Here is a 24680-nt window from a genome sequence, read left to right on the forward strand (position 1 = left end):
ACACCCCCTCCGCCCCAAGCACGTATGCACTTCTTCAATAGATACCTTTTTAAGCTACTCGTCGGCTTCACACTCTGTAGCCAAACACTCCACGCCCAAGAGTATCCGGTTATAAACTTCAAAGTCTACCTATGGCCAACAGATCGCCCTACGCCCTCAAAGGTAGAGCGCACAAAAGGTTCCGATGCGCAAGAGATCATGCGTGCCTATACACCGCCTAAGGTCGCCTACAGTCCCAACGGCGCCGACGAAGTGTCCTTCATTCAAATAGCCAAGAAACGGATATCCCCCAGCTACCGCTACCAAGGCCCCCAACCCTTGACTTTCTTCAACGTAGTCGAGAACGCACGCCAACCACTCGGCTCCACTCGCATCGCGGACGGTATGCGCGAAGTATTACTCTTACTCTTCCCAAACTCCGATGAGAGCCCAGGCTACCAAATACTCCCACTAGACATATCGAACGACACCATTCCCGACGGACAGGCTTTGATCTATAATCTCTCAGAGCAGCCCGTGGCCTGCTTATTTAACAAACAAAAAATTGCCTTACTCCCCAACACATCAGAATTAGCCAAACTAGGCCCCGAGCACGACTACGCAGCCATCATTCGCATCGGCGCTCAAGATCACAATGGCGAATGGAGCGAACAATACGCGCAACGCCTTTTCATCGACCCACAAGGCAGTGCCCTACTCATGATCTATAAACAGCCCGACCGCGGCAATGTCTTCCGAATCATGCAAATCAAGAATAACCGGTAGTCCACTGAAAGCCAATATATCTACAATCATAGATAATACAAAGCCCTCCCCCTGATGGGACTAAAAACCCCGTCAAAATACGAAGCACGTCAGCCCAAACTCGGATAGTCTCACACAAACTTACGCCAAAGGAAAATCACTCGCACACCAAACAAATTTAAGGCGATTGAACGGCGCTCAGCGTAAAGAAGCCAGAACAGGCTGGACGGGACGCCCCGCCACTAAAAGACCTGAATCATCCACAAATCCTTCCTCGCGGCCCATCAATTCCTCTACCATTGCGGCACGCCAATAGGCGAGACGCTTCTGACTCCCCGGATCATCAGATGCCGCAAGATCGTGAAGTTCATTAGGGTCCGACTTCAAATCAAACAATTGCTCTTCTCCGCCCGCACTATGCCAAATATACTTCTCACGGCCATCAGTGAGCCACTGCATACTTCCATCAAACATTGTATGCTCTCCGTGTATCCACGCCCGTAGCGGCGCATCCGAACGCTGCTCCGCTTGAGCGAGAAAACTCTTACCGTCAATATTCTCTGGTATTTCCAGTCCAGCACAGTCCAAAAGTGTGGGCATGATATCACGTAGTTCCAACGTCGTATCACAAACCTGCCCGCGAGGAAAATCGCGAGCACTCGGTGCTTTAAGAATCATAGGCAGCCGTGCGGATCCTTCATAAGGAAATCCCTTTCGAAACAAGTGATGGTCTCCCATCATTTCCCCGTGATCCGAGGTAAAAATAATCCATGTATCCTGACCAAAACCATATTCGTTCAGCGATTCTACAATACGGTTTATTTGGTGATCAATATGCGTCATATGCCCGTAATACCCCGCGCGGGCACGTTGCATGACATCTGGGCGAAAACGCGCACGAAAGGCATCTACATTATGACTGGATTCCTCCTTCAGGAATAGATCTGCCCAATCGCCAACAGGCGGATCCGGCATCTCCATATTGAGGTACTGCTCAAATGCCCAGGCCGGTGGGTCATAAGGCGGATGGGGACGATGAAAAGAAAGATAAAGAAAAAATGGATCTTCAGAATCATGCTTCGATAAAAAATCAATGCCACGCGTAGCCACCCAATTTGTTGGATGCAAGCGCTCCTCAAGAGGCCATGGACGAGCCACGACGGAATTACAACTCACTCCATGTTCAAAATAGTCCGCATCCTGACGTCCAGTTTGCTCACGCAACCATACCACGTAATCATCATCTAAATCCGGATTGTCTTTACGCTTACGAGCAAAATGAAGAAATCCATCATGCAGCTCGACCGATTGAAACCCCAATGGATTACGCTCAGGATACACATGCATTTTCCCCACAGCATGCGTGCGATAGCCCTGCTGGCTAAACTCTCCCGCCAGAGTGGTCTCATACTCCCAGGCAATTCCGTCGCAGTAGCCAACTCGCCCATGATTCACTGGCGTCAAGCCTGTCATCAAAGAGGCTCTGGCCGGAACGCATGTCGGACAAGCCGCATAAGCGCTGGAAAAACGCACACCTTGAAGTGCCAATTGATCTAAGGTCGGGGTATGTACCACTGCATGCCCATCGATCGAGAGACAGTCCGCTCGCCATTGATCCACATGTATAATAACAATGTTTGGAGAAGTTTTAGCCATTGAATCAAAAATGCACTGATATCCCTAAGAATCCAGATAAAATCATAACACTGAATGACCTGAATCCTCAAAATATTCGATCACTAATTAAGACCAGTAGGCTTGAAGACGAAAAACTCCAAACCTTGAAAAGAATCGAAGGCAATAGTATGACTCCACTTGAAGCCCCTCACACAAACTCTCGCCAGCCAAATCGGCGGTCCTCCCAGTTGTCGCTGGCGGCGCTGGATTGCTTGAGCAAGAGCAGCAAGAGTTCTTGTTTCTTCTCGGCATAATCCGGATGGTTCCAGAGGTTGTAGAGTTCATCGGGGTCGTTCTTCAGGTCGAAGAGTAAGCCGGTTTCGCCCCGCAAGTCGTAGGTCATGGCCCACTCTTGCGAGCGTATCTGGCGCTGCGAGGTGTAGGCGGGGTTGTCGAATTCAACGTAAGCCCATTCGCGGTGTCCGGCTTCGCCATCGCTCAGCACGGGGCGATAGGAACGCCTCTGCACACAACCGGGCGCTGCGACGCCAGCAAAGTCCAGTAAGGTGGGACACAGATCGACCGAAGAAAGAACAGCCGACGACGACTCGCCCCCGCGGATCTGCTGGGGGCAACGCCAGATCGTCGGCACTTTGACCAGTGACTCAAAGAGATAAGGGCCTTTCTGATTGAGCCCATGGTCGGCTAATAAATCGCCATGATCACTGAGAAAGACGACGATGGTATCTTCAGCCAAGCCCGTCTGCTCCAGCTGTGTCATGATCCGACCAATACAGTCATCCACAAAGCTGATCATCCCATAGGTGTAGGCGAACATCGTGCGAAAGTTCTCTTCACTATCCTGATACGACCAGGGCATGACTTCACTGCTTCCCTCCACCATTTCACGCATATAAGGCGGCAGGTCATCCAGTTCTCCATCACGTATCTTGGGCGCGTAATGTATCTTTGCCGGATCATACATACGGCTATAGGGATCCGGCGTGGTATAGGGATGATGCGGGTCGGGAAAGGAACACCAAAGAAAGAAGGGCTTCTCTGAGTCTCGATTTTCTAGATAATCAATCGTCTTATCCGCGATCACTGTGTTATAGTGATGCTCTACCGGGATGGACTGCTCCCAACAGCCATGCTTAAAGTCCTGAAGGTCTTCCGCAGGGGTATAGCTGGCATTTTCTGGCAACAGTTTTTCAGACATGCCCGGATATTCGCGATCCAGCTCATTTTTGTAATGACCATACGCATAGTCTCCATGTCCATCCACCAGGTAGACATGTTCTAATCCATAATACGGCAAGGGCATCGAATCATTTTCCTGCGAGTATTGTTTTTTCTCATACAGTTGGATCGGATCTTTCAGCTCGGGATTGGAAATCTCATGCGGGCCTGCAGAAATATGGATCTTCCCGATCGATGCGGTCTGATAACCATTCTGGCGCAGCACTTCGGGAAGCGTCACGCGGGAAGGCGGCAGTGTGAATCCGTTGTAGCGCAAGCCGTGTGCTTGTGGATACTGCCCGGTAAACATGGAGGCGCGGTTTGGCATGCAAACAGGATTCGCAACGAAGGATTGATCACAGCGCACTCCTTCCCTGGCGAGCCGGTCGATGTTCGGCGTCTTCACATCGGGATTGCCATAGCAAGCCAGATGATCTGCCCGCAACTGATCCATGACAAAACAAAGGATATTGGGAGCTTTCATACGATCTAGAATGTCAGGGTGACTAAAGAGACAGGCATACGGAAATTTCAGACAGGTCCGGCCCTTCCCATACAGCGCGCTGGGCTTGCTGCGATGAACGGGGTGGCTGACAATCCTGCACAAGCTCTGGCTGAGAAAGCAATATATCGGACAACCAAGGCAATTCGACTTGAGCTCCGGCAGGCAAAGTGTTCATGCGACATCTCACTTGCAGCGTCGCTTGCGCCTGATCTGCAATGAAACATACATTCGCCCCCTGGCAGCCGAAACGAAAACTCGTTTCAATGACCTTCTCCGAGGATGATTTAGCACGCGAATTGACAAAAGTTCGCCCCACGTGCTTCCCCGCCTCTTCCAAACCACCAACTCTAAAAGTCGCAAGTGTCTGTGGAGCCGTCAGTAGGTTTCTCCCCTCTTTTGTGAACACCGCGCGTAGCATGAATGCCTGTGGATCCACCACCAAGCGAAGCGCTCCGACTGCGATGATAAATGCGCCCTCCGTGGCACCATCTGGCTGAAGAGGCGCCGAAACAGAACTGGACCAATATGCCTCCGTGTCTTGCAATTCTTGCTGTAAACACTCGATCGAGTTTTGTATGTTGACACCAAACTGAAACACATTGCGGGCATCCGGGTCCGGCGCCTCCAATCCGTCATATTCAGCGGCATAGGTCGCTGCCATCGGCTGTGCGATTTTCAAATAGGCCTTGGCGGCATTCTTGAAGGATTCCTGTCCCTTTTGATAGAAAGCCAACCAGGCAAAAAATGCAGCCATATATTCGCGGCGCAGATCGCATTCATCAATGGCGCGCTGCAAACCGCTGCGAAATGCGATGTAGTCCGCCTCTTTAAAGTTCTCCTGATTCGAGTCCAACACTTGTAAGGCCTGTCGGTAAAGGGCTACGGCTTCGTTCTTCTCTGCGATGATGCGTTCGATCCAACGTGCGTCTGGATGAAGTGCTCGATCTTGATTGGCATAATCCATCGGCGAAAAACTCCATCGCACCACATGATCTTTCCGTAAGGCAATTAAATGACTCTGAGGGTTGAGTGGCGCTCCGCTCGGTGTTCGACAGGCCAAGGTGCCTTGTTCGTAGTAAGTTTTACATCCAGCTTCATAGAGATCTTTGTAAATCTCAACCGCGGCTTCCATCGCTGCCGAACCAAAGCGCTCCTTACAAAAGTCCTGAAAAATACTTGCGACTGGCAGGCCAGGCTCGTTGATCAAGCGGCAAAATGCATACACATTAATCTCGGTAAAATTGTCCAGACAGCTCCAGGTATCAATGGTCCGGTGTTGCGACATATGCCAATCAATCCGTGCCACAGCTCCCTGACAGCCGATCTCACGTGCTTTAAGTATTCGCATCTTGATATCTTCCACCATGGGAAAGGGAGTCCGCCCCACCGCATTATACTCCATCGGCAAAGAAAACTCGATATAGGTCGGCTGTTGTTGCGCCATCGGGCCAAGCACCCCATTGAAAGGGTAACTCGCCTGGTAATCTGGCTCCACTGCTTTGGCCATCAAGGTGGTGTCGGCCCCCAAGGCCCTCGCCGCTTTGAGATAGTGCCACATGTAGGTATTTTCATCATACACGAGTGGTATCCCTTCTTCACCCACACCATGATTTCGAAAAACCACTTCGCGGTCCAGTTCATCACAAACTTCGCGCACCGTGAGAAACATTTTCTCAAAGCGTTGCCAGAGTGGAAGGTGCCCACCGACCCCATTGGCGGTAATCCACTCACCGGGCTTTTGCTCTCCGGTACAGGAAAGGAAAATACCCTTGGTCTGAGGAAAGAGTTTAAACAGCTCCCGTGTATTCCAACGCAGCAATTCCCACAGTTCGGAGTTTTCGAAATTCACCCAATCGACACCATACTTCTCAACAAAGCCAAGCGGTAGTCGCAACTCCCGCCGCCATAGATAAAAATCGAGCCCATGCGAGCTCACCTGTTCGGAGGCCGCACGTATCGTGCCTTGATATTCTTCCATGAAGGCACGCGCCGCTTCGTCCACCGGTGGTACGCCCCACTCCGTGTGATCTACGAACTGATAGCGCTGCCACTCGGCCCCCATATAGGCAATCGAGCGAACATTAAAGCGCTTGGCATAGCGGCAAACACGTTCGACATTCTCAGGTGTGAGGCTGTTCACCTCGAGACAAGTAAAGGGAAAAGACATTGTATTGATTTCGTATATGCATTTATTATGTAAATCAATCATTTTTACCGACAAGATGTGAAATCACATACTAGTCTAGGCCACACATCATAAAGATCATGACTCAACCAACCAGACGCAGAGGACGCCCCGCAGACCGCCGCGAGGCGATTTATCAGGAACTTGTCCATCGAATCGTGCAAGGACACTATCCGCCGATGCAGCAGTTGCCGACTTTACGCGATATCGCATCAGAATTCAACGCCAGCTCCCGGACAGTCCAGGCGGTCTTTAAGGACCTGGCTGAATCTGGATTCACAGACCCACAAGGCGCACGTGGCACCTTTGTCCATGAAGATCCGCCTCACCTGCACCGTCACTTACTCATACACGATGGCACCGAACAAAAAAACAGATTTCGCACTGCCCTATTAGCCGAGGCCGACAAACTGAATCAAGCGGGCTGGTCGATTGAAATCGTCCACTTACCAGTCGACTCACAACGCTCAAGCTTGATTCAAGAATTGAGCCACCGAGTCGAGCGTCAACAGTATGCTGGAATCGCCTTCACGAGCGACATTAAAGAACTGATCCACACGCCGCTCTACACCACTCCTAGCGTGCCACGCGTGGTTCTCTCTCCACACATGCAAACCTTTAGCGGCCCCTATCAACCGGATTTCAAAAGCTCCCCCCTATTTAATCAGACACTTCATAAACTTCAACAACTAGGAGCACGCCGTGTCGGTGCCTTTCTGCATGCGACAAAGCACAAGAACATCACCCAATTACACAAGGGCCTGATCGCTCATCAATTTGAAACCAAAAATGCCTGGCTGCATTCGATTCACCATAGCATGGACTGGGAAGCCTATGCGGTCATGGAACTGTTGCTCTCACAGCCCCCAAGCAAACGCCCTGACACGCTCCTGATTTATGACGACCACCTAACTGAGATGGTGACCAAGGGCCTACATGATTTTGGTTCCAAGTTAAAGCCAATCACCGTTATTTCGCATTGCAACTTCCCAATGAAACCGAAAACGCACACACCGGTGATCTGGTTTGGTTACAACGCAAATGAAATTCTGCTACGAGCCTTTCAGCTCATAGAACAGGAACGCCGGCAACCATCACAACAAAGTCGCCAAATCAGACTCACGCCGTACTTCGAGGATGAGCGATAAGCTCGGCCCGCTGCATCAATCCAACACGCGATCTAACCAACGCCAGGCCATACGATCAAATTCAGGTGACCAGTCGTGACCGAGACCTGGCAATGGGACCATCGCCTTGTTCTCGCTGCCCAATTTCTCATAGATAGCCCACACTCCGGACACATATGAGACTGGATCGACCAAACCTCCATTCATCAGCACTGGACAGGTAATTTCGGGTGCAAAATTGACAGGGTCGAAATAAGGTAAGCAACGTCCCTCTGCAGTCGCAGGCATCGCTGGCGGCGCAGCGCGGTCCATGCCATCCCGAGCCCCAGCAAACGGCTCATTCAGATCATTGGCGCTCTTAAACCATTTCAAATAAGCCACATCCCCGCTATGCGGAATCGCAGGCACTGCGGCGGCAACACGTGGGTCTAAAGCGGCGGCCACGATCGAGAGGCGCCCCCCTTGGCTGCCCCCCACCACTACAATACGATCGGGATCTACATCGGGACGCGACAGCAGATAATTGATCGCCTGAACAACGTTGAGGTAGACATCGTAATAATAAAAATCCTCCACCGGCTCATAAACTTGCCCGTCATAATACCCCGGCAGACGTGGATACTCCTCTAGATCTACCTCCTGACCGTGCACTTGAATATCCATGGCAAGATAACCATGACGTGCATGTTCCAAAGGCCGCGGCCGGGCATTGAAACCTGCACCGGGCAGAACGAGCATGGCAGGAAATGGCCCCTCGCCTTCCGGCTTGGCCAACCAACCATGGATACGTTTGTCCCCTATACCATCGAAGCTCACCTTGCAGGATTCCACGACCTCCACGCGATGGCCTTGAGGATCGTAGTCGGCGGGAATAGCCGCATGGTCTAAATTGTATTGATTGATCGCGGCAGAGTTAAAGGTCTCCATCTCTCCAAGTTCTGCATTCAGAGACACAGACTGAAGCGCGGCCAAGCCCTTCGACCAAAATTCCATAAAGTCATTCGGGCGCGTATCTGTGATCGGCATTGAGCCCACCGCAAAACCAAAAGAGCAAATCCCAGGCACAGGATCCCCCAAGCCGGAATCCAAGCGCACGCGCAGGTCATAAAAACCGGGCGTCAATAACTTAGTAGGGATACGAATAATAAACCGATTTCCCGCAATGGCTTCAGCCTGCCCCTCGGCAAACGACGTCTTAAACTGATTGCGGTTCAGCGTCCAATCCAGCGCAACGGAGCGCAAGCCCGCACGACAGTGAATGACAATCTCATCGCTTGCCTGATCAAAAAGTAAATCTTCCGATTGGCTCGACCAAAAGGCCAGGCGACTATCATGAGGCGGTGATGGCTTATCGCCATATGGGCGGGCTAAATTTGATTCCATAGCATTTAGGTTAAGAGTGAAGCAAGCAGCTAACAATAAAGTTGTAATTGTGTTTTTCATGATTCCATTGATTCGATATCAGTTTCAGGTATTCGTTAAAGCTCTCCCAAAGCATCCGGTAGAACACGTTGCCCCGAAGGGCGAATGCTCACTGGCGGAGCAATCGTAGGTGCCCGCCCTTCGACCGATTCGATCTGGCACAAGAGGCGTTGACGCAGGCGCCCCGCAATGCCGCGATAGCCCTCTAAGTCGATCAAATTCTCAAGTTCCCATGGGTCGGCTTCAAGATCGTAGAGAAAGGCTTCGCGGTACGATTCCGCACAAGCATAACTCGGCAGTGTGCGCGCATCAGTTTGCACCGCATACTTCCAGCGCGGGGTTCGAATCGCCCGACCGGTGCCATTCATATTCTCGTATTCAACGTAAGCCTCGCGGTGCCGCTCATTCGGCTCGCGACGTAGCGCCGGTAAGATCGAAGCTCCTTGCATACTTTGTGGTATTTCTAGATTTGCAGCGTCTAGTAAAGTAGCAGGCAAGTCCACTAGGCTGACAGTCTCTTCACGCTCACCGCCAGCCATAAATCCGGGCCCATGAATCAACGCGGGGATACGAATCGAACTCTCGTGCGGCGTATGCTTGTATTCGTGCGCACGGGTACGAAAGTGACAACCGTGGTCACTGGCATAAACAATCACGGTATTCTCCAGTTGGCCTGTACTTTTCAAGGCGTCAACCAAACGCCCCAGCGCTTCATCCAAGCGTTTCACCATCCCACAATAGCCCGCCATTTGCTGATCGGCGCTGCCCTTCAGTGCGGCCAAATCCGGTGGCATCCAGCGAGAGGCATACTGCTCTCGATATCCATCTGGTGCGGGATAGGCATCCTGTGGATTCTGTTGATGCGGCTCGAGAAAGGATAAGAATAAAAAGTAAGGATTCTCACGCTTTTGGCTAATATAGCGAATCGCTGCATCGGTTTGCGCGTCGACCCGATAGCCAGGCAAGGAAACGGGCTCGCCCTGCTGATTAAAGAGCCGGCAGTCATAGGCATCAGATCCAATTTCCGGAGTATTCGCCGCCAGCCAATAAGCGTAGTCTCCCTGCTTAACCGTCGGCACCGGCTCAGCGCCGCCCAAGTGCCACTTACCGATATAAGCAGTATCATAGCCCGCGCGCTTAAAATGAGTCGCCAGCGTTTCGGCATCATCCGGCAGTGCCCCGCCGTCGAGGCCAAGCTGAGAGGCGTAGCGTCCGGTTTGCAAGGACGCACGGGCGGGAGTGCATACAGGCTGACAGGTGAAACAATTTTTCAAGAATGTTCCCGCACGTGCCAGCCGATCGAAATTAGGCGTTAAGCCCAAGGGATTGCCATGCAGCCCAACGGTATCGTAGCGCTGCTGATCCGTGAAAAAGACGACGACATTCATAATGGCACCCCAAGGCTGGATTAGTCCTCGAACTCGATGCGAAGCGTGTTGTCCTCGCTCAAGCGTTCCCAAGGGATTAACTCACTTTCAAGCAATTGCCCGTTGAGGCGAATCCGTGCCTGCGCGCCATTCCCAAGAGATTCAAAGTGAATCCGCTTTCCACGCAGCACGAAGTTGTGCAATCGAAACGGACGCTCACCTGCCAGCGGATTCAAGCTAAAGCCATTCAGATAAACCCGCAGTCCGAGGTGCAGTTCAATCGCATCACAAAACCAAGCCTTGGCGGCAAAGGCCTGCTTCCCGCCGGGATTGTCGGTGGCCGGGTCGGCATTAACAGTTTCGTGGGTAAGGCCCTCCGGATAGCTATGCTCCTTCCAGAAATAAGTCACGATTTGCTCAAAATCTTCGATCGCATCACGACAGCCCGACTGGTTCATCAGATTCCAGTAGTAGCGGTCTACAGACGGATAATAGGCGCCCAACTGATTGCCATCCGCCATAAATCCTGGCATCGTGGGCGGGAACATGTAGATGCCCTGCTCGAAGAGGAAATGCTCCCGCAAGAAACGACTCATACGCGGAATTTCAGTCGCCTTCGGCACTGCTCCAAAAGGAGACACATACAACTGCCCATACAGCGGGTAATATTTTCTAGGATCTTGATCCGCTTCCCCAACGGAATCGAGCCAGTAACCGACCTCGTCATCCCAGAGAATCGTTTCCATATCGCCCTGCACTTGCGCACACAGCTCGGTGTACTCACCAGTCAACGACTCCAAGGCCTGCAGCGCTTGTAAATAGAGCGAATTATTGATCATGCTGACATCTTCCGGCGTATGCCCCAGCATTTGTGGGTGATCCGGATAGAAGCCCAGTCCCGTGCTCAGGCGACTGTGTTTCGAGCAGGCCTCCCCTGCTCTGGCAACGATCTCCTTGGCAAAAGGCAGGTGCTTGTTCAGCGTCGCCTCATCCCCGGTTGCCGCAAAGTAATTATACAGCATCACTGTGTAGAGACACTGCGCGCTCGGTGCCATCGAATGCTTTAAACTAAAATCCGACTCCATCGCATGCGCGACACCATGAACCGGGTCCGCTGTATCGCGATAGAAATCAAGCATGTCACGAACGATCTGCGTATGCCCACTCCATAGATAAGCCTCCGCATGCACCATACTATCCCAGCCCCAGACCCAGTAGCTCTGCGAAGCCTTGATCGCTCCTGGGCGATCACCGATACACAAGGCCTTCACCATCGGCGCACAATTGTTCAGAGCCGAATCCAGCGTAGGGTTCCCGGTATCGAAACGTATCCCCTCCGCCAATTCCTGCGCATACTCCGACAGCTTGGCGTCCATGCGCGCTTCACAGTCTGCATCGACTGCTACACTAGGATTGAAGGCCACGTAAAAGACGGTCGACTCAGCTGCCTCCAGACTCTCCATGTAATTCATGAAAGTGCCATGCCGCGACTCGCTACGCACCGCTCGGCTCGATCCGACCACGATCCGTGTTTCCACCGCCTCTCCACTAGCCTGATCCGTCACGATCGATTGAAAACGTCCCGCCGAATCGATTTCCCATGTCGTGTGCGAACGTCCTGCAACCGGAGCCCAAAGATGATCGTGAAACAAAAGGCGCGCCCGCACAGAAAGCTTCTCCGGATTGGACAATACAGTCACCCGCTGAAACAAGACATTTTCATCCAGCACTAAATCATGCCGTAGACGCACGCCCGCCAACTCGCACTCCGACTGATAACCAAAGGGTAAGTGTCGTGTGCGCTTAAACTCAGGAAAATACGCCAGCCCATCCAGCACCACTTGAATCCGGAACAGCTTGTTAAAGGCCGAAGTTTCCGACCCCTTGAAAAAGTCGCGATCTTCGATGCGTTGCTGCCCGTAGTAATTCAAAGCACAGATGCCTCCATGCCCAGCCAGCGCAGCCGAAATACGTCCAGAATTGTAATGATTGATCGTCAGCCCGAATCCTTCGCGGACTTCGGGTACGGATGAAATATAGTGTGTAATCATATGTTAATCTTAAGATCCTTTACCTCAAGTTTATGGCGTTCACGCCAAACTAGTTAGCATTATTATGTCAATTAGGAGAATTGCCGAGGCTACTTGTGTTATTATTTTTATCTATTTAGTAAATCATAATAATCAAGAACAAAACTGAACGGTGAACTCTTGATAAATCGGAGCCACATAAACCAGAACCACTGAACCGCGAACGCTCTCAATATACCATCGGAAGAAAGCATAACCGAAATGCTCTAACCCGAGCACTGCAGACTGCACCGTGGGTCGGAGCAATAGATTTCGCGGGCGCTCATCGGTGCCACCGCTCCACCATCAATCGACTAACATCGCAGGACTATTCACAGCCTTTCTCATGACCGCCGTATTGATATAGCCATGAACCTGAACCAAGTCACCAGCCTTCAGGGCCTCAATTTTTGTGCGGTCCACTTGGCCTTGGAAATAGACATCTAGAAAGGTTCAAATATTAGGCCTGCAGTTGTCTAAATTTTATAAAGTCGCCTTGCGCTGCAACAAGCTCCACCGGAACCTCCTATTTAATAATTTCACCGCGAATCGCCTCGACCTCAGCGTCCGGCCGAGCATCTGCGCCCTTGGAACCGATCTTCAACATTGATTAATTGGTTAGGATACTACCACAGCACAGGACAGACCGCAATGGACGTCGAGCATTGCGATCGATAATTTAAACCGCTCCAGAACAAAAGAACTCCGCAACTTAATATATATTACAAAAAGCGAATTAAAATTATGTAATATAAAACTTGACCAAATAAATGCTTATCCTGCAGTATAGAGAATCGATGATCCCGAATTAGACTGATTAAACTCATCATGCCCTACCCCATTCCTCAGATACAACGGACGCCGACTGGCACCGCACAATTAATCGTTGATGGAAAACCACATCTTATTCTTGGGGGGGAACTACATAACTCCAGCGCCTCATCGCTAGATCACCTAGACGAGCACACCTGGGAACGCGCGCAGATGCACAACTGTAATACTTTGTTTGTTCCCGTCTATTGGGAGCTACTCGAGCCGAGCGAGGGACAATTTAATTTCAGTCTAGTTGAAGGCCTCATCCAAAGAGCCCGCACACACAAATTACGCCTAGTGCTGCTTTGGTTTGCCACTTGGAAGAACGGTCGATCCCACTACGCTCCGGCATGGGTAAAGACTGACACTGAGCGCTTCTTTCGAATGCAAGTCGCCCCCAACAAGACCTGCAGCTCCATTTCCCCTATGTGTGCCGACGCGTGCCAAGCCGATTCACGTGCTTTCTCGGCGCTAATGCAGCACCTTGCCCACTTCGACGCGGAAGATCACACAGTGATCATGGTGCAAGTCCAAAACGAGCCAGGCTTGCTAGGAGCGCCAAGAGATTTCTCTCCAGCGGCAAGCGCTGCATTCCAAACATTGGTCCCGTCGGAGTTATCTGCGGCTCTGCAAGAACGCAAAGAAAACGGCAACATCCGCCCCGAAATCTTGCGCGCACTCGCTGACGCCCAATCGCAACGCTCCGATCCACAGCAAGAAAATCTAACTTGGCCAGAACTATTTGGAGATGCGGCCTGCGAAGTATTCATGGCTTGGCACATCGCTAAGTATGTCAATCAGGTGGCTCAGGCCGGCCGAGCTCAATACGACCTCCCCTGTTATGCAAACTGCTGGCTAGTGCAGCACCCCAATCAACACCCGGGCGAGTATCCCAGTGGTGGCCCCGTCTCTCGCATGATGGATATTTGGCAAATCGCGGCACCGCATCTCGATGCCTTAGCGCCAGACATCTATCTCGACAACTTCGCATCCATATGCGCCGACTATACAACGCTTAGCAACCCTCTCATTATCCCAGAGGCAGCGGACACACACGGCGAAGCATCTGCTCATGCGGTTTACGCATTTGGACAACACAATGCGATCGGCTTCGCTCCTTTCGGAATCGACAGTCTAGACGATCCACGACTAGCCGAGACCTATCAACTTCTGTCGGATTTACACCCACTAATAACAGCTCATCATAACTCAGAAAAGATGACAGCCGTCCTCCAAGGAGGCTACAGCAATTCTGGTCTGGGTCCAGAGCCTGGAATCAATCGCTCTGACAGGGTAGTCATTACACTTGAGAATTATTATGCTGAGGTTTGCTACCACGAGCCACTGCAGCCTGGCTGCCCTCCTGCAGTCGCATTAATAATCGAAGAGACAGCTGACCAACTAATTGTGGCTGGCATGGGGAACGTCGATGTGAATTTTTCGGCCCGCCATTTAGCACAAACAGATCAAAAATTAAACGTTGATTACCTCAGTATCGAGGAGGGCAATTATCGTGATGGGACTTGGATCCCGGGACGGCGTCTCAATGGCGATGAATACGTCGTCCGACTGGGGGAAAAACCCACAGTTAGACGCGTCAGCCTATATCGCTACAGATAGTCGCCGCAAGAAGACCCAGAACGAAGTAGAGACGATTCAAATAGATTGAGGTACCTAAAGTGAAAATGAAAACTCAAAATCCAACAGCAATGGAAGCGCCCCAGTCCGAGTCACTCAATCCTGCATTGGATATTTCACTCACCCCAAAACGCTCTGTTCCCGAACAGCTAGCGGAACGGCTTCGTGAAAAAATACTCAGCGGCGAGATGCCAGCGGGCTTACGCTTGCCGACGACACAGCAACTGGCAAAACAATGGGGCACCTACGTCCCAGCAGTCCACGCCGCACTGTCTCAATTAGCAAAAGAAGGATTACTGGATCGCAGGCACCGCAAAGGGACATTCGTCAAAGAGTCCGAAAGCAAGCTATCTCGCATTGGAATTATGGCGTCCAATCAACTTTGGCATGATCAAGGAGAACTGCTCTTCAGCCGAGAACTCTTTTTAACCTTAGAGAAATACTTAATCAGTAAGAATATTCGAGCAACAGTTTGGTTTGAAAACAGGAAAGGCAAAAAATCGGGCACACCGCCGCCAGCCCTTAAAAAGGCGATCCAGAAAAATGAAGTGCAGGCAATCATCACTCTAAATGCGGGACAATACAATGCGGGGTGGCTAAACGAACTTCCCTTACCTGTCGCAGGAATCAACGCACAGCTCAAACATCACGTTTCATTTAGCGAAACCAGTTTTTACGAAAAGGCGCTCACTGCACTCAAAAAGGAAGGTTGCCAGACTGCAGCCTGCATATGCGCAATTCCACCCGAAAGCCCTGATCTAGAAAAGCACAGACAAGCATTTCAACTCGCGCTCGAAAAGCATCAAATCACAACTCGTCCCGAGTGGAACAGCAATACATATGAACATCCAAAGCATCATGATGAATATGGCTTTGAAAAATTCACACAATTATGGGGCAATCAGGAAAAGCCTGACGGCTTGATCGTTTACCCGGATACAACAGCCAAGGGAGTCATGCTCGGGTTGTCGACGCATGGGGTAGAAATCCCAAACGAACTATCTGTAGCTTTTCACAAAAACGCGGAAATACCATTCCTCTGCCCTTTTCCAATTAATATGGTCGAAAACTCATGCCTCGACTGCGTCGAAGCGCTAGTGAACCAACTGATACAAATTCATAATGGAGAAAGCCCCAACAATACAGAGCTAGAATACAAAGTCTCCCCCCAGTATACATATTAAAAATTCTCAAATGCTTCTAATCTATTAACACATAATAGGTTAACCACAAAACCGAAACCCAAGAAATAGGAACATAATCCCATGACAAAAAATACAACTAAATCCCCCTATATAAAATACTCAACTCTGCTTGCGTTCGCGATTGCGGCATGCTCTCAAGCTCATGCCGATACACTATTTAGCGATGGCAACTTCAGCAGCTTCCCAACAGGTTGGACCACATCCACACCGACAGATACCTCAATCACAGTGGTCGCCGAAGCTCCCGCCACTGGCAGCAACACCAACAGTCTGCATTTTGCTGATGACTCCACCTCAGGCAGAGCGACCGCTTCAGTCGACATCGACGGCGGCATTACATTAACAAGTGCGATGACTCTGGAATTCGATATTAACATGACAATGGTCATGCAAGACTCCACGCACACTGAATACAATCAACTGTTCATGCGTGTTTACGATAGCTCAGGCACAACAAATAGCGCACATGCTGCAACAGCTTTATTGTTTTCCCGTGCTAATGGTGCAGGTAGTGCAACATCCAGATTTGGTTTTGCGAATGGCAGCGGGATTACAAGTGGCTACTTCGACCCTGAATCATGGTATCACCTGTCGATTGCCTTTTCAGAAATTGGTGGCGCCGGCACAGTGGCGACATTGACTGGAAAAGATGGAGCAAAAGTCTACAATACTTCAAACTCGGAGGTGGCGTCGTTGAAAATCACCCAAGCCTTCGGCGGAAGCGTCAGCGACTTCAAATCCCTCTTTCTCGCTAGCGCGACCGACAATTCCTATTTCCTAGATGCTAATATCACCAACATGGCGACTAGCACAATTCCTGAACCGGCATCAGCCACACTGCTAACGAGCATGCTAGTCGGCATCTTCATGATCCATCGTCGCGCGAAGAGAGACTAAACGTTTCCATTTTATCCGAAGCGCTGCGCTTCCCCCAAGTGCCTCCGCTTTTCGACGTCCGCCAGAGTGCACGTCGAAAAGCTCAAGGATCTGCAAACCGTATCAGATTCACTCATTAAGTGTGCCCAAGCATCTATGACTCAAGCATTAGATCACGCACATGCCAACTAACTGGAAATAATAAACTTACCTACAAAACCGAGCCCATGTATATTCGCTACCACAGCCTAAAAATGACACCGACACTGATCATTTCTATTCTACTAACTGGCCTGATCACTTTCATAACATGCGGATGCCAATGCAATACGGATACAAGCGATGAACCTCAACGAGCAAAATGGCATGGAGAATCACTCGGCTATCCTGATTATCGGTTTCCCGTAAATACCTTTTTCAAAAAAGATACGCGCTTTCAGCCTGGAAGAAAAGTTTATGCTTGGTACATGCCAACGACCTCCGTGCTCCCCTCATGGGATGATGCCAGCGTTGAGATACGCGAGAATAACTTTATGTGTGAAATCCAAATGGCGCAATCAATGGGAATTGATGGCTTTAGCTTGGACATCATGCGAGCCAATGAGAACTACCATCGCTCGATTGAAGCGATGTTTCGTGCCGCCGAACGACTCAATACTGGCTTTAAACTCTTCTTCGAATTCGATTATGGAAAGCCGACTATGGAGGAACGTGCCACCGACATGCAGATGCTCATCCGAAAATACTCACAGCACCAAGCCTATGAGACAGTCGATGGCCGCCCCTTGGTTGCTGCCTATGCCCCTGATGGATGGCTTACCAAAGATGGCCAAGCGGATTATGCCGCAAGTAGTCAATGGTGGCAGGATAATGTCACATCTCCATTGCACAACAGCGGCATTGATATTTACTTCGTGCCAACCACATTCCGTCAAATTTGGAGCGGAGGAGTCGATGAAGAGACTAGCCGTGCGGAATTAATGGAATGGGGAGATACCATCGATGGACTATCGTTGTGGCAAATTCAACTATCTCCGATTGGAGGAGGCATACAGAATCTAGAGCAACTAGGGCAAGCAGTCCAAGCCGCTGATAAATCATGGATGAGTACCGTTTCCATGCAGTATTGGGTTGGAGCGGGCAAGAGCATTCCAAGTTGGTATTGGAGACCCGATGACCCCGAGACCGAGAAGACAAAGAACGGTCGCTATTACGAACACGCCGGCGGCAAAGGTCTCGACGCACAATGGAATTCAATTATAAACATCCAAAAGCCAGAATGGGTCATGATGCTAACATGGAACGATTATAATGAATCGTATTTCATGCCAGTCGACGACTTGCGTAAATATCGTAATGGCACAGGTCAGGCACCCTTTGGTTGGTACAAGTCCATGGCTGGATTGGGCGAACTGAATCGTTACTACATCCAATGGTACAAAACCGGATTACAGCCGGAAATAACGGAAGATACCCTCTTCTACTCTTATCGTACCAGTAGCCACAAATTAATCGCCGAGCGAGACCCACGCCCTCCCGTCGCCTTTGGCAATGGGCCAATCAGCGACGATATTTATATGACTACAATGCTAAAAACTCCCGCAGAAGTTCGGATCTATTCTGGAGAAGAAACAATGCAATATGAAGTGCCTGCAGGTGTTCACCACCTCGTGGTGCCCTTTCAGGCGGGACGGCAATTTTTTGCACTATGGCGGGATGGAGAGCAAATCGCCGCCGGTGAAGGGACTCCAGTAAATACAACGATCCAGTATTATGATTATTGGCCGACCACGGGATTTATTCAGGCAGGACTTATAAACTCAAAATGAATTTAAAGCCTCCAGGAATACTTGATAAAAACCCGGAGGCGGTGAACCGCCACCGAAGTCAGTCTTTCCACGGCAAGTCCTCGCTCGGCTTCACACTGATCGAGTTACTGGCAGTGATTGCCATAATTGGCATTCTGTCGTCCATACTGATGGTGGTCCTCTCGAAAGCCAGAAGCTCAGCTGAAGGAGTCAAATGCGTCAGCAACCTAAGACAGCTAGGAATCATCACAAGTCTCTACATGTCGGACCATCAGCAGATGTACCCCGAGGCAAACAATTGGGGCTATCAGCTACTTCCTTACCTGTCTCCTGGTGATCCTGGAACTCTTGAGTCTGGAATTGAGTATTATTCAACAGCCATACCGGAAGACAGCATCTTATTCTGCCCCAGCGTAGCCCCTGACACTCTTGATGGAAATACAATCAAATACAGGTATGGCAGTGGCATTATCGCCTACGGAATCAATGCAACTATAGTCGCATCCTACACAAATAGCCGAAAAACTCCAATGAGCCTAGAGGCATCCAACTCAAAGCTTAAGCCATCTAAATTGATGCTCTATGGCGAGGCCAACTTACTCAATCTCTTTTGGGGATCCGATGAGCGTTGTGCCACAGGAAGGCACGGAGCTGGGATGAATGTAATATTCTGCGACTTCCACGTGGAGCGAATCACTGATTCAGTCAGTGATCCACGGTTTCAAAACCTCTATTTCGGCTACGACAGATTTTAGTCAATGCGCCCAAAAGTTTAATGCCAGGCATTAACGCACAACCCCCTCAAGAATATGAAACAAAAATATCGCTCGTTCTTTGCATTGCTCTGTCTGACGATCGGCAACTTACCAGCTGCTCCACAACTTAACATCAGCACGGTGCCAACTGTTGGCGCCATCGGAAACTCGATCTCTCGCAATCAATATTCACCGATGAAATGGGGCGGACTGGTTGGTTTCAATCGACAATGGACTTCTTTCGGTGCCTTCGTCTTTTTCGCTTGTGGGGAAATCGCAATTCCCGACATCTATTCGTTCGAAGGATTCTCAGGCAAGACCGCCAGTGAAATTGACAGCCTATTACAGTCAGAAAACGCCACTGAGCCCTGGGCGTGGGACAAACGATTTCGATCGGAATAGCTGCCCGCAGACCAGACATCACAATTATAATCTCTTCCACCAACGATCTGCTATTGACATCACCAGCAGATATCAAATCGGGTCAAGCACTTGAGAACGCACTAAAAGGCATCAGGCTCAATATGATCCAACTACTCCCACACCTAAACGAGTTGCTGGTTTACGACAATTCAAAGTCCGTCAAGAAAGACGCTAGCCCCATTCCCGAATGCCTAATAAAAATCACCGAAGGTAAAATCGAAGGTGGCAACAGTAGTCTCCTACGTAAAGACTTCCCTGACTGGGCACAACCCATTGCCATGGAAGCCATCAACACATTCGTCGGGTAACTACTCTCCCCCCAAAAAAAGGTTCATATCGAGCTCAGCGATGGCATCCGAATTGGACCTTCGTAGTTGACGAACGAATCAACTAAAGCGAAGCCATCACACCACTGCTTTCTCGCCAGGCGATATCATATCCGACCTCAATCTTACCCATTTTGCTCAAATTGGAGCCTAGCATTGCCTCCACGACACGGCGCCCAGCCTCTTCGCCTCGTAAATTCACCGTGCTGAGACTAGGCTCCATCAGCTCACCAAAGTCGCGCCCACCAAAACCAACCACACTTAAATCTTGCGGCAGATGCAGCCCTAGATTTTTAGCAGCTCGGATAGCCTGAATTGCCAATACGTTGTCAAAACCAATGATCGCTGTAGGGCGATTGCCTGACCGAAGGATGTCTTGGCTGATCTCGTAAGCCAGCCCTGCATCGTAATTGGTGCAATAATCCGGACAGCTTTTGAAATCGATTCCTGCTTTCAATAATGCTCCCCCGATGCCACGTTTCTTATAACGATCCGAGTGCTCAAAGTGCCCACTAAGTAGAGCGATTCGCCGATGTCCCAATTGAAGGAGTCCATCGGCCAAAGCATAAGCAGCCTCCTCAATGTGATCCACCACGCTCGGGCCAGTTAGATCCGATTCCATCGCCATACAATAAGGCACAGCTCGTTGCCGCAACACAAGCAAGTCGCTGTCCACCAATAAGCGCGGCAGCACCATGACGCCTGCGATCGAGTTACAAAATTCGGCCGACCATTCCCCGGGTGTCTGACTACTGATAATCACATTCGCCCCCGCGGCAGCGGCGGCCACCTGCATGCCTCGCAATAGCTCTGCATTGTGAAAATGACTCACCTTCCACGGTTCGCGAATCAAAAAGACAACAGGCTTGGGGCGCGACTCAGCACGCGTTCGCACAAAAGTGCCCTTGCCCTTAATACGATAAATCAAATCTCGATTTTCAAGCTCTGCCAAAGCTTGTCGAATCGTGCCACGACTGACACCTAAGCGTTGCTGTAAGGCAGCTTCACTAGGCAGAACTTCTCCAGCGACGTACTTCGCTTTCTTCATTTCAAGGCTCAGTGCCTCGATCACTTTCAACCTCTGAGCAGGTGGTTTTGGTTCCATAATGTCATAAACTGTATATACAAGATATTCATCTGTAAACTTCTTTATTATTGCGATAAAAAGTGAACTATCAAAGATTCAGTAAAGCACGCGCACCTTTTCCTATATATACAAGTGGATAATGATGGCTCAAAACTAGGTGCCCCAGCTAAGCCTCCCCACACATCAAATCTCCCAAAAAATGAACTCTGTAAAAGTCAGCGTCGATTCGGTATCACTGCCCACTTATCCCGAAGCCTCCGCCGAGAAGCTACCCATGTTTGCCGAAAACCGTGTGCATCAACGCACCAGCGGTAAGCCCTACCCCAACCGTGTGGTGCTAAAAACACGCCGTGCCGCATGCTGCGAGCAAGCATATCAAATGATTCGCCTGGAAAACGAATTCCTAGCCATCGAGATCCTGCCTGAGCTGGGAGGGCGCATTTATTCCGCCAAGGATAAGACCACTGGCTATGACTTCTTTTACAAACAGAGTGTCATCAAACCTGCGCTCATCGGCGCGCTCGGCTCTTGGGTCTCTGGCGGCTTGGAGTTCAATTGGCCCTACCACCATCGCCCTTCCACTTTTATGCCGGTCGACTATGAAATCGAGAATGAGTCCGACGGCGCGATCACGGTCTGGCTCTCGGAACATGATCCGATCGAGCGCATGAAAGGCATGGTCGGCATCCGCCTACGCCCCGGACATGCGATCTTCGAGACTAGGATGCAGCTCACCAATCGCACCGCAGTTCCGCGCTCATTCCTATGGTGGGAAAACGCCGCCGTGCCAGTCAACAAAGACTACCAAATCTTCTTCCCGACTGATGTTTCGTATGTAAATTTCCACTACCATCGTTCCGTCACTACCTGGCCCAAGGCATCGGGTGTTTATAATGGCATTCGACTCGGGGAAGACATCGACATCCGCCAGCATGCGAATACCAAGAGCCCCACCTCCTACTTCTCAGCGGCTTCGAAATACGACTTCTTTGGTGGCTACGATCATGGTAAAGAATGCGGCGTTGTCCACGTAGCCGACCACCACGTCTCCCCGGGGAAGAAGCTCTTCACCTGGGCTTACAACCAACTGTCTAAAACTTGGGAACGCGCGCTAACCGACACCGACGGCGAATACGCCGAACTAATGGCAGGTAGCTACACCGACAATCAACCAGATTTTGCTTGGCTGGAACCTTATGAAACTAAGAAGTTCTCACAATTCTGGTATCCGATCCACAAAATAGGTGCCCCAATTTATGCCAATACGCGCTGTGCGCTCAATTTAGATAGTGAGCGAGCCACCCTTTCAATCCTGACGACTGCGAGCTATCCCGCAGCAAAAGTCCGAGTCAGCTCTGAAGGTAAGCCGCGACTCGATACAGTTTGCGAGCTCTCACCTGCTGCGGCGATTACACTGCCAATCCAGGGACAACTCAATGGAAATGCCCTCCGCATTGAAGTTTTCGCACAAGACGGAAAAAGCATCGCCCGCTACCAGAGTGTCGCAAAAGTCGCCGAAGAAATCCCAGCACCATGGACTGACATCCCAGGCCCATCACATTTCCATGGAGCTCAAGAACTGCACCTCGCAGGCTGTCACGTCGACCAATATCGTAGCCCCAAGGATTTACCGCACGTTTATTGGGAGGCAGCCTTGCAACGGGATCCTGACTATGCGCCCGCGTTGATTGACCTTGGAACGCTTCACTACAAGCAAGGTCAATACGCCCAAGCGCGCGAGCGTCTGGAGCAGGCAAAGGCTGTGCTCACGCGGCACAATGGCAATCCACGTAGTGGTGAAGTATTCTACATGTTAGGCTTGGTGCTCAAAGCACAAGGTGAAATCGATGCCGCCTACGATGCGTTCTATAAAGCGAGCTGGAATGAAGCCATGCGCTCAAAGGCGATGACTCAGATCGCCTGCATCGATGGTATACGCAGTGAATACACAAGCATGCTAGAACATGCCGAAGCCGCACTGGAACATGCAGCGGACAATCCGCTGGCCACTTCGCTAACGATCTTGGCCGAGCTCAAGCTAGGCAACAAGACGAGCGCACTTCACCGCATCGTAAGCGCCCGAAGTAGAGACCCCTTACAGCTCATGCTAGGCTACCTCGATCACTTAGCAAACGACTTAAGCCTTGCTGAATTTATAGAGGGTCTAAAGACAGCCCACTCTCAAAACGCACTCGATCTAGCCTTCGAGTTAATCGGAGCCGGCTTCCAAGCAGAAGCCACAGAATTACTAGCCAGCCTAAACAAGCCTGCAGATCCGATGGTGCACTACACGCTCGCCAGCTTATATCTCGAAGCCGGCGACAGCAGCGAGACACAAGCAGCCATCGCCCGAGGAGAAGCCATTAATGTGCCTCACACCTACCCCGCGCGACTGGAAGAAATGGCAGTATTACGGACCATCATCGCGCATTCCCCGGAGCACACAGCCAAAGCGCAATATTATTTAGCCTGTCTGCTGTATGATAAATCACAATACATTGAGGCGGCCAAACTCTGGCAACAATCCTTGGCACTCGATGCCAGCTTTGCCCCCAATTACCGTAATTTGGCCATCGCCTACTACAGCCATCTCGACCGCAAGAGCGAAGTGCTCCACTTGCTCCACGCCGCACTCAAGCTCAGCCCCACAGACGAGCAATTAATCTACGAGACTTGCTATGTGATGAGCAAGCTGGCGACAGCACCGGAAGAACGGCTTGCCCTGCTCAAAGCACACTGTGATCCAACCACGACCGAACGTGACGACATCATATTGGAATGGGCGCGCGCACTGACTCAATCAAACCAGCCCGCGGCCGCCCTCGAATTACTCAATAACTACCATTTCACCCCCTGCGAAGGCGGCGAACACGCGGTAGTAGAGCAATATATGTTTGCTCACCACCTACATGGCCGTAAGGCCTTTGCTCAGGGCAATTACGCAGAAGCACTGCAACATTTCCGCGATGCACAACAGCTCCCACAAAGCTTAGAAGCCGGCCTCTGGAGCGAAACATGGCTGGTGCCGCATCAACTTTTTGAGGCCAACTGTCTGGATGCACTCAAGCGACACGATGAAGCGCGGCCGCTCTACCAGCACATTTTGCAACTGGAGATTGATTACTTCTCTAATATGCATCTACCCGAACTCCCCGTTTATCAAGCGCGCGCGCTACAGGCTCTCGGAAAATTCGCTCGTGCGGAACAGATTCTACGCAACTGCTTACGCGAATGGAATCAGGCACTCAAGAACAGCGATGGCGGCTACTTCGGCACCACCCCATTCTTCATTAGCTACATCGAACAAGCCGAACAAGCCCGCAGTGCGCACTTCAAATATCTAATCGCCAAAGCAAAAGCAGCACTCGGCGATCGCAGCAGCGCACAGACCGATTTAACTCTAAGCCAAGCCAACGACCCCGCCCGACTCCATGCCTGGATCGACCTAAAAGAACTTAACGCTTAAAGCAAAAA

At 50.7% G+C, this 24680-nt stretch carries 17 protein-coding genes; 10 read left to right on the forward strand and 7 right to left on the reverse strand.

Translation table 11 applies throughout. The features are described from left to right. The first annotated feature begins 24 nt into the window (after positions 1 to 24). On the forward strand, positions 25 to 765 hold the full coding sequence (locus tag SH580_RS03180) for a hypothetical protein (protein WP_319833563.1): 741 nt from the start codon (positions 25 to 27) through the stop codon (positions 763 to 765). Positions 766 to 942: 177 nt separating this feature from the next. Here SH580_RS03180 and SH580_RS03185 read toward each other — a convergent pair whose 3' ends face one another. From SH580_RS03185 to SH580_RS03195, 3 genes are all read right to left on the reverse strand, one after another. After that, entirely contained in the window at positions 943 to 2400 is a 1458-nt protein-coding gene (locus SH580_RS03185) for an arylsulfatase (protein WP_319833564.1), read from the reverse strand. Between the two features lie 169 nt (positions 2401 to 2569). Continuing rightward, positions 2570 to 4084, reverse strand: coding sequence for a sulfatase family protein (locus tag SH580_RS03190; protein ID WP_319833565.1), 1515 nt, complete (start codon positions 4082 to 4084; stop codon positions 2570 to 2572). Positions 4085 to 4106: 22 nt separating this feature from the next. Then, positions 4107 to 6272, reverse strand: a complete 2166-nt coding sequence (locus SH580_RS03195) for a hypothetical protein (protein WP_319833566.1) — start codon at positions 6270 to 6272, stop codon at positions 4107 to 4109. Positions 6273 to 6370: 98 nt separating this feature from the next. On the opposite strand from SH580_RS03195, the gene SH580_RS03200 reads away from it, so the two are divergent. Next, entirely contained in the window at positions 6371 to 7438 is a 1068-nt protein-coding gene (locus SH580_RS03200) for a winged helix-turn-helix domain-containing protein (RefSeq protein WP_319833567.1), read from the forward strand. Positions 7439 to 7453: 15 nt separating this feature from the next. Here SH580_RS03200 and SH580_RS03205 read toward each other — a convergent pair whose 3' ends face one another. The 3 genes from SH580_RS03205 to SH580_RS03215 all read right to left on the reverse strand — a co-directional run bounded on the left by SH580_RS03205 (position 7454) and on the right by SH580_RS03215 (position 12257). Next, positions 7454 to 8800, reverse strand: a complete 1347-nt coding sequence (locus SH580_RS03205; protein ID WP_319833568.1) for an acetylxylan esterase — start codon at positions 8798 to 8800, stop codon at positions 7454 to 7456. A gap of 95 nt (positions 8801 to 8895) precedes the next feature. Next, positions 8896 to 10227, reverse strand: a complete 1332-nt coding sequence (locus tag SH580_RS03210; RefSeq protein WP_319833569.1) for a sulfatase-like hydrolase/transferase — start codon at positions 10225 to 10227, stop codon at positions 8896 to 8898. Positions 10228 to 10247: 20 nt separating this feature from the next. After that, the gene (locus tag SH580_RS03215; RefSeq protein ID WP_319833570.1) at positions 10248 to 12257 is read right to left on the reverse strand and encodes a glucosidase family protein; all 2010 of its coding nucleotides are present in this window, start codon (positions 12255 to 12257) and stop codon (positions 10248 to 10250) included. An 846-nt stretch (positions 12258 to 13103) separates the two neighbouring features. On the opposite strand from SH580_RS03215, the gene SH580_RS03220 reads away from it, so the two are divergent. The 7 genes from SH580_RS03220 (at position 13104) to SH580_RS03250 (ending at position 20101) form a co-directional block, all read left to right on the forward strand. Next, complete coding sequence (locus tag SH580_RS03220) at positions 13104 to 14708, forward strand: GH35 family beta-galactosidase (protein ID WP_319833571.1); 1605 nt, start codon at positions 13104 to 13106, stop codon at positions 14706 to 14708. 65 nt (positions 14709 to 14773) lie between these two features. Continuing rightward, positions 14774 to 15910, forward strand: a complete 1137-nt coding sequence (locus SH580_RS03225; protein ID WP_319833572.1) for a GntR family transcriptional regulator — start codon at positions 14774 to 14776, stop codon at positions 15908 to 15910. 81 nt (positions 15911 to 15991) lie between these two features. Beyond that, complete coding sequence (locus tag SH580_RS03230) at positions 15992 to 16828, forward strand: hypothetical protein (RefSeq protein ID WP_319833573.1); 837 nt, start codon at positions 15992 to 15994, stop codon at positions 16826 to 16828. A 446-nt stretch (positions 16829 to 17274) separates the two neighbouring features. Beyond that, entirely contained in the window at positions 17275 to 18636 is a 1362-nt protein-coding gene (locus tag SH580_RS03235) for an endo-1,3-alpha-glucanase family glycosylhydrolase (RefSeq protein WP_319833574.1), read from the forward strand. After that, entirely contained in the window at positions 18633 to 19370 is a 738-nt protein-coding gene (locus tag SH580_RS03240; protein WP_319833575.1) for a type II secretion system protein, read from the forward strand. The genes SH580_RS03235 and SH580_RS03240 overlap by 4 nt, the downstream gene beginning before the upstream one ends. A gap of 54 nt (positions 19371 to 19424) precedes the next feature. Further along, entirely contained in the window at positions 19425 to 19772 is a 348-nt protein-coding gene (locus SH580_RS03245; protein ID WP_319833576.1) for a hypothetical protein, read from the forward strand. A gap of 122 nt (positions 19773 to 19894) precedes the next feature. Further along, positions 19895 to 20101 carry a hypothetical protein gene (locus SH580_RS03250; RefSeq protein WP_319833577.1) on the forward strand — a complete coding sequence of 69 codons (207 nt, stop codon included), beginning with the start codon at positions 19895 to 19897 and terminating at the stop codon, positions 20099 to 20101. 82 nt (positions 20102 to 20183) lie between these two features. Here SH580_RS03250 and SH580_RS03255 read toward each other — a convergent pair whose 3' ends face one another. Continuing rightward, complete coding sequence (locus tag SH580_RS03255; protein WP_319833578.1) at positions 20184 to 21224, reverse strand: substrate-binding domain-containing protein; 1041 nt, start codon at positions 21222 to 21224, stop codon at positions 20184 to 20186. Between the two features lie 181 nt (positions 21225 to 21405). Here SH580_RS03255 and SH580_RS03260 point away from each other — a divergent pair, with 181 nt between their 5' ends. Then, on the forward strand, positions 21406 to 24672 hold the full coding sequence (locus SH580_RS03260; RefSeq protein WP_319833579.1) for a DUF5107 domain-containing protein: 3267 nt from the start codon (positions 21406 to 21408) through the stop codon (positions 24670 to 24672). The last annotated feature ends 8 nt before the right edge of the window (positions 24673 to 24680 follow it).

The sequence above is a fragment of the Coraliomargarita algicola genome (assembly GCF_033878955.1).
Lineage (GTDB): Bacteria > Verrucomicrobiota > Verrucomicrobiia > Opitutales > Coraliomargaritaceae > Thalassobacterium > Thalassobacterium algicola.

Bases quoted from the DNA above. Each gene is read 5' to 3' on its own strand.
- SH580_RS03180 (WP_319833563.1), top strand. From the start codon at position 25: ATGCACTTCTTCAATAGATACCTTTTTAAGCTACTCGTCGGCTTCACA.
- SH580_RS03185 (WP_319833564.1), bottom strand. From the start codon at position 2,400: ATGGCTAAAACTTCTCCAAACATTGTTATTATACATGTGGATCAATGG.
- SH580_RS03190 (WP_319833565.1), bottom strand. From the start codon at position 4,084: ATGAAAGCTCCCAATATCCTTTGTTTTGTCATGGATCAGTTGCGGGCA.
- SH580_RS03195 (WP_319833566.1), bottom strand. From the start codon at position 6,272: ATGTCTTTTCCCTTTACTTGTCTCGAGGTGAACAGCCTCACACCTGAG.
- SH580_RS03200 (WP_319833567.1), top strand. From the start codon at position 6,371: ATGACTCAACCAACCAGACGCAGAGGACGCCCCGCAGACCGCCGCGAG.
- SH580_RS03205 (WP_319833568.1), bottom strand. From the start codon at position 8,800: ATGGAATCAAATTTAGCCCGCCCATATGGCGATAAGCCATCACCGCCT.
- SH580_RS03210 (WP_319833569.1), bottom strand. From the start codon at position 10,227: ATGAATGTCGTCGTCTTTTTCACGGATCAGCAGCGCTACGATACCGTT.
- SH580_RS03215 (WP_319833570.1), bottom strand. From the start codon at position 12,257: ATGATTACACACTATATTTCATCCGTACCCGAAGTCCGCGAAGGATTC.
- SH580_RS03220 (WP_319833571.1), top strand. From the start codon at position 13,104: ATGCCCTACCCCATTCCTCAGATACAACGGACGCCGACTGGCACCGCA.
- SH580_RS03225 (WP_319833572.1), top strand. From the start codon at position 14,774: ATGAAAACTCAAAATCCAACAGCAATGGAAGCGCCCCAGTCCGAGTCA.
- SH580_RS03230 (WP_319833573.1), top strand. From the start codon at position 15,992: ATGACAAAAAATACAACTAAATCCCCCTATATAAAATACTCAACTCTG.
- SH580_RS03235 (WP_319833574.1), top strand. From the start codon at position 17,275: ATGCCAACGACCTCCGTGCTCCCCTCATGGGATGATGCCAGCGTTGAG.
- SH580_RS03240 (WP_319833575.1), top strand. From the start codon at position 18,633: ATGAATTTAAAGCCTCCAGGAATACTTGATAAAAACCCGGAGGCGGTG.
- SH580_RS03245 (WP_319833576.1), top strand. From the start codon at position 19,425: ATGAAACAAAAATATCGCTCGTTCTTTGCATTGCTCTGTCTGACGATC.
- SH580_RS03250 (WP_319833577.1), top strand. From the start codon at position 19,895: ATGATCCAACTACTCCCACACCTAAACGAGTTGCTGGTTTACGACAAT.
- SH580_RS03255 (WP_319833578.1), bottom strand. From the start codon at position 21,224: ATGGAACCAAAACCACCTGCTCAGAGGTTGAAAGTGATCGAGGCACTG.
- SH580_RS03260 (WP_319833579.1), top strand. From the start codon at position 21,406: ATGAACTCTGTAAAAGTCAGCGTCGATTCGGTATCACTGCCCACTTAT.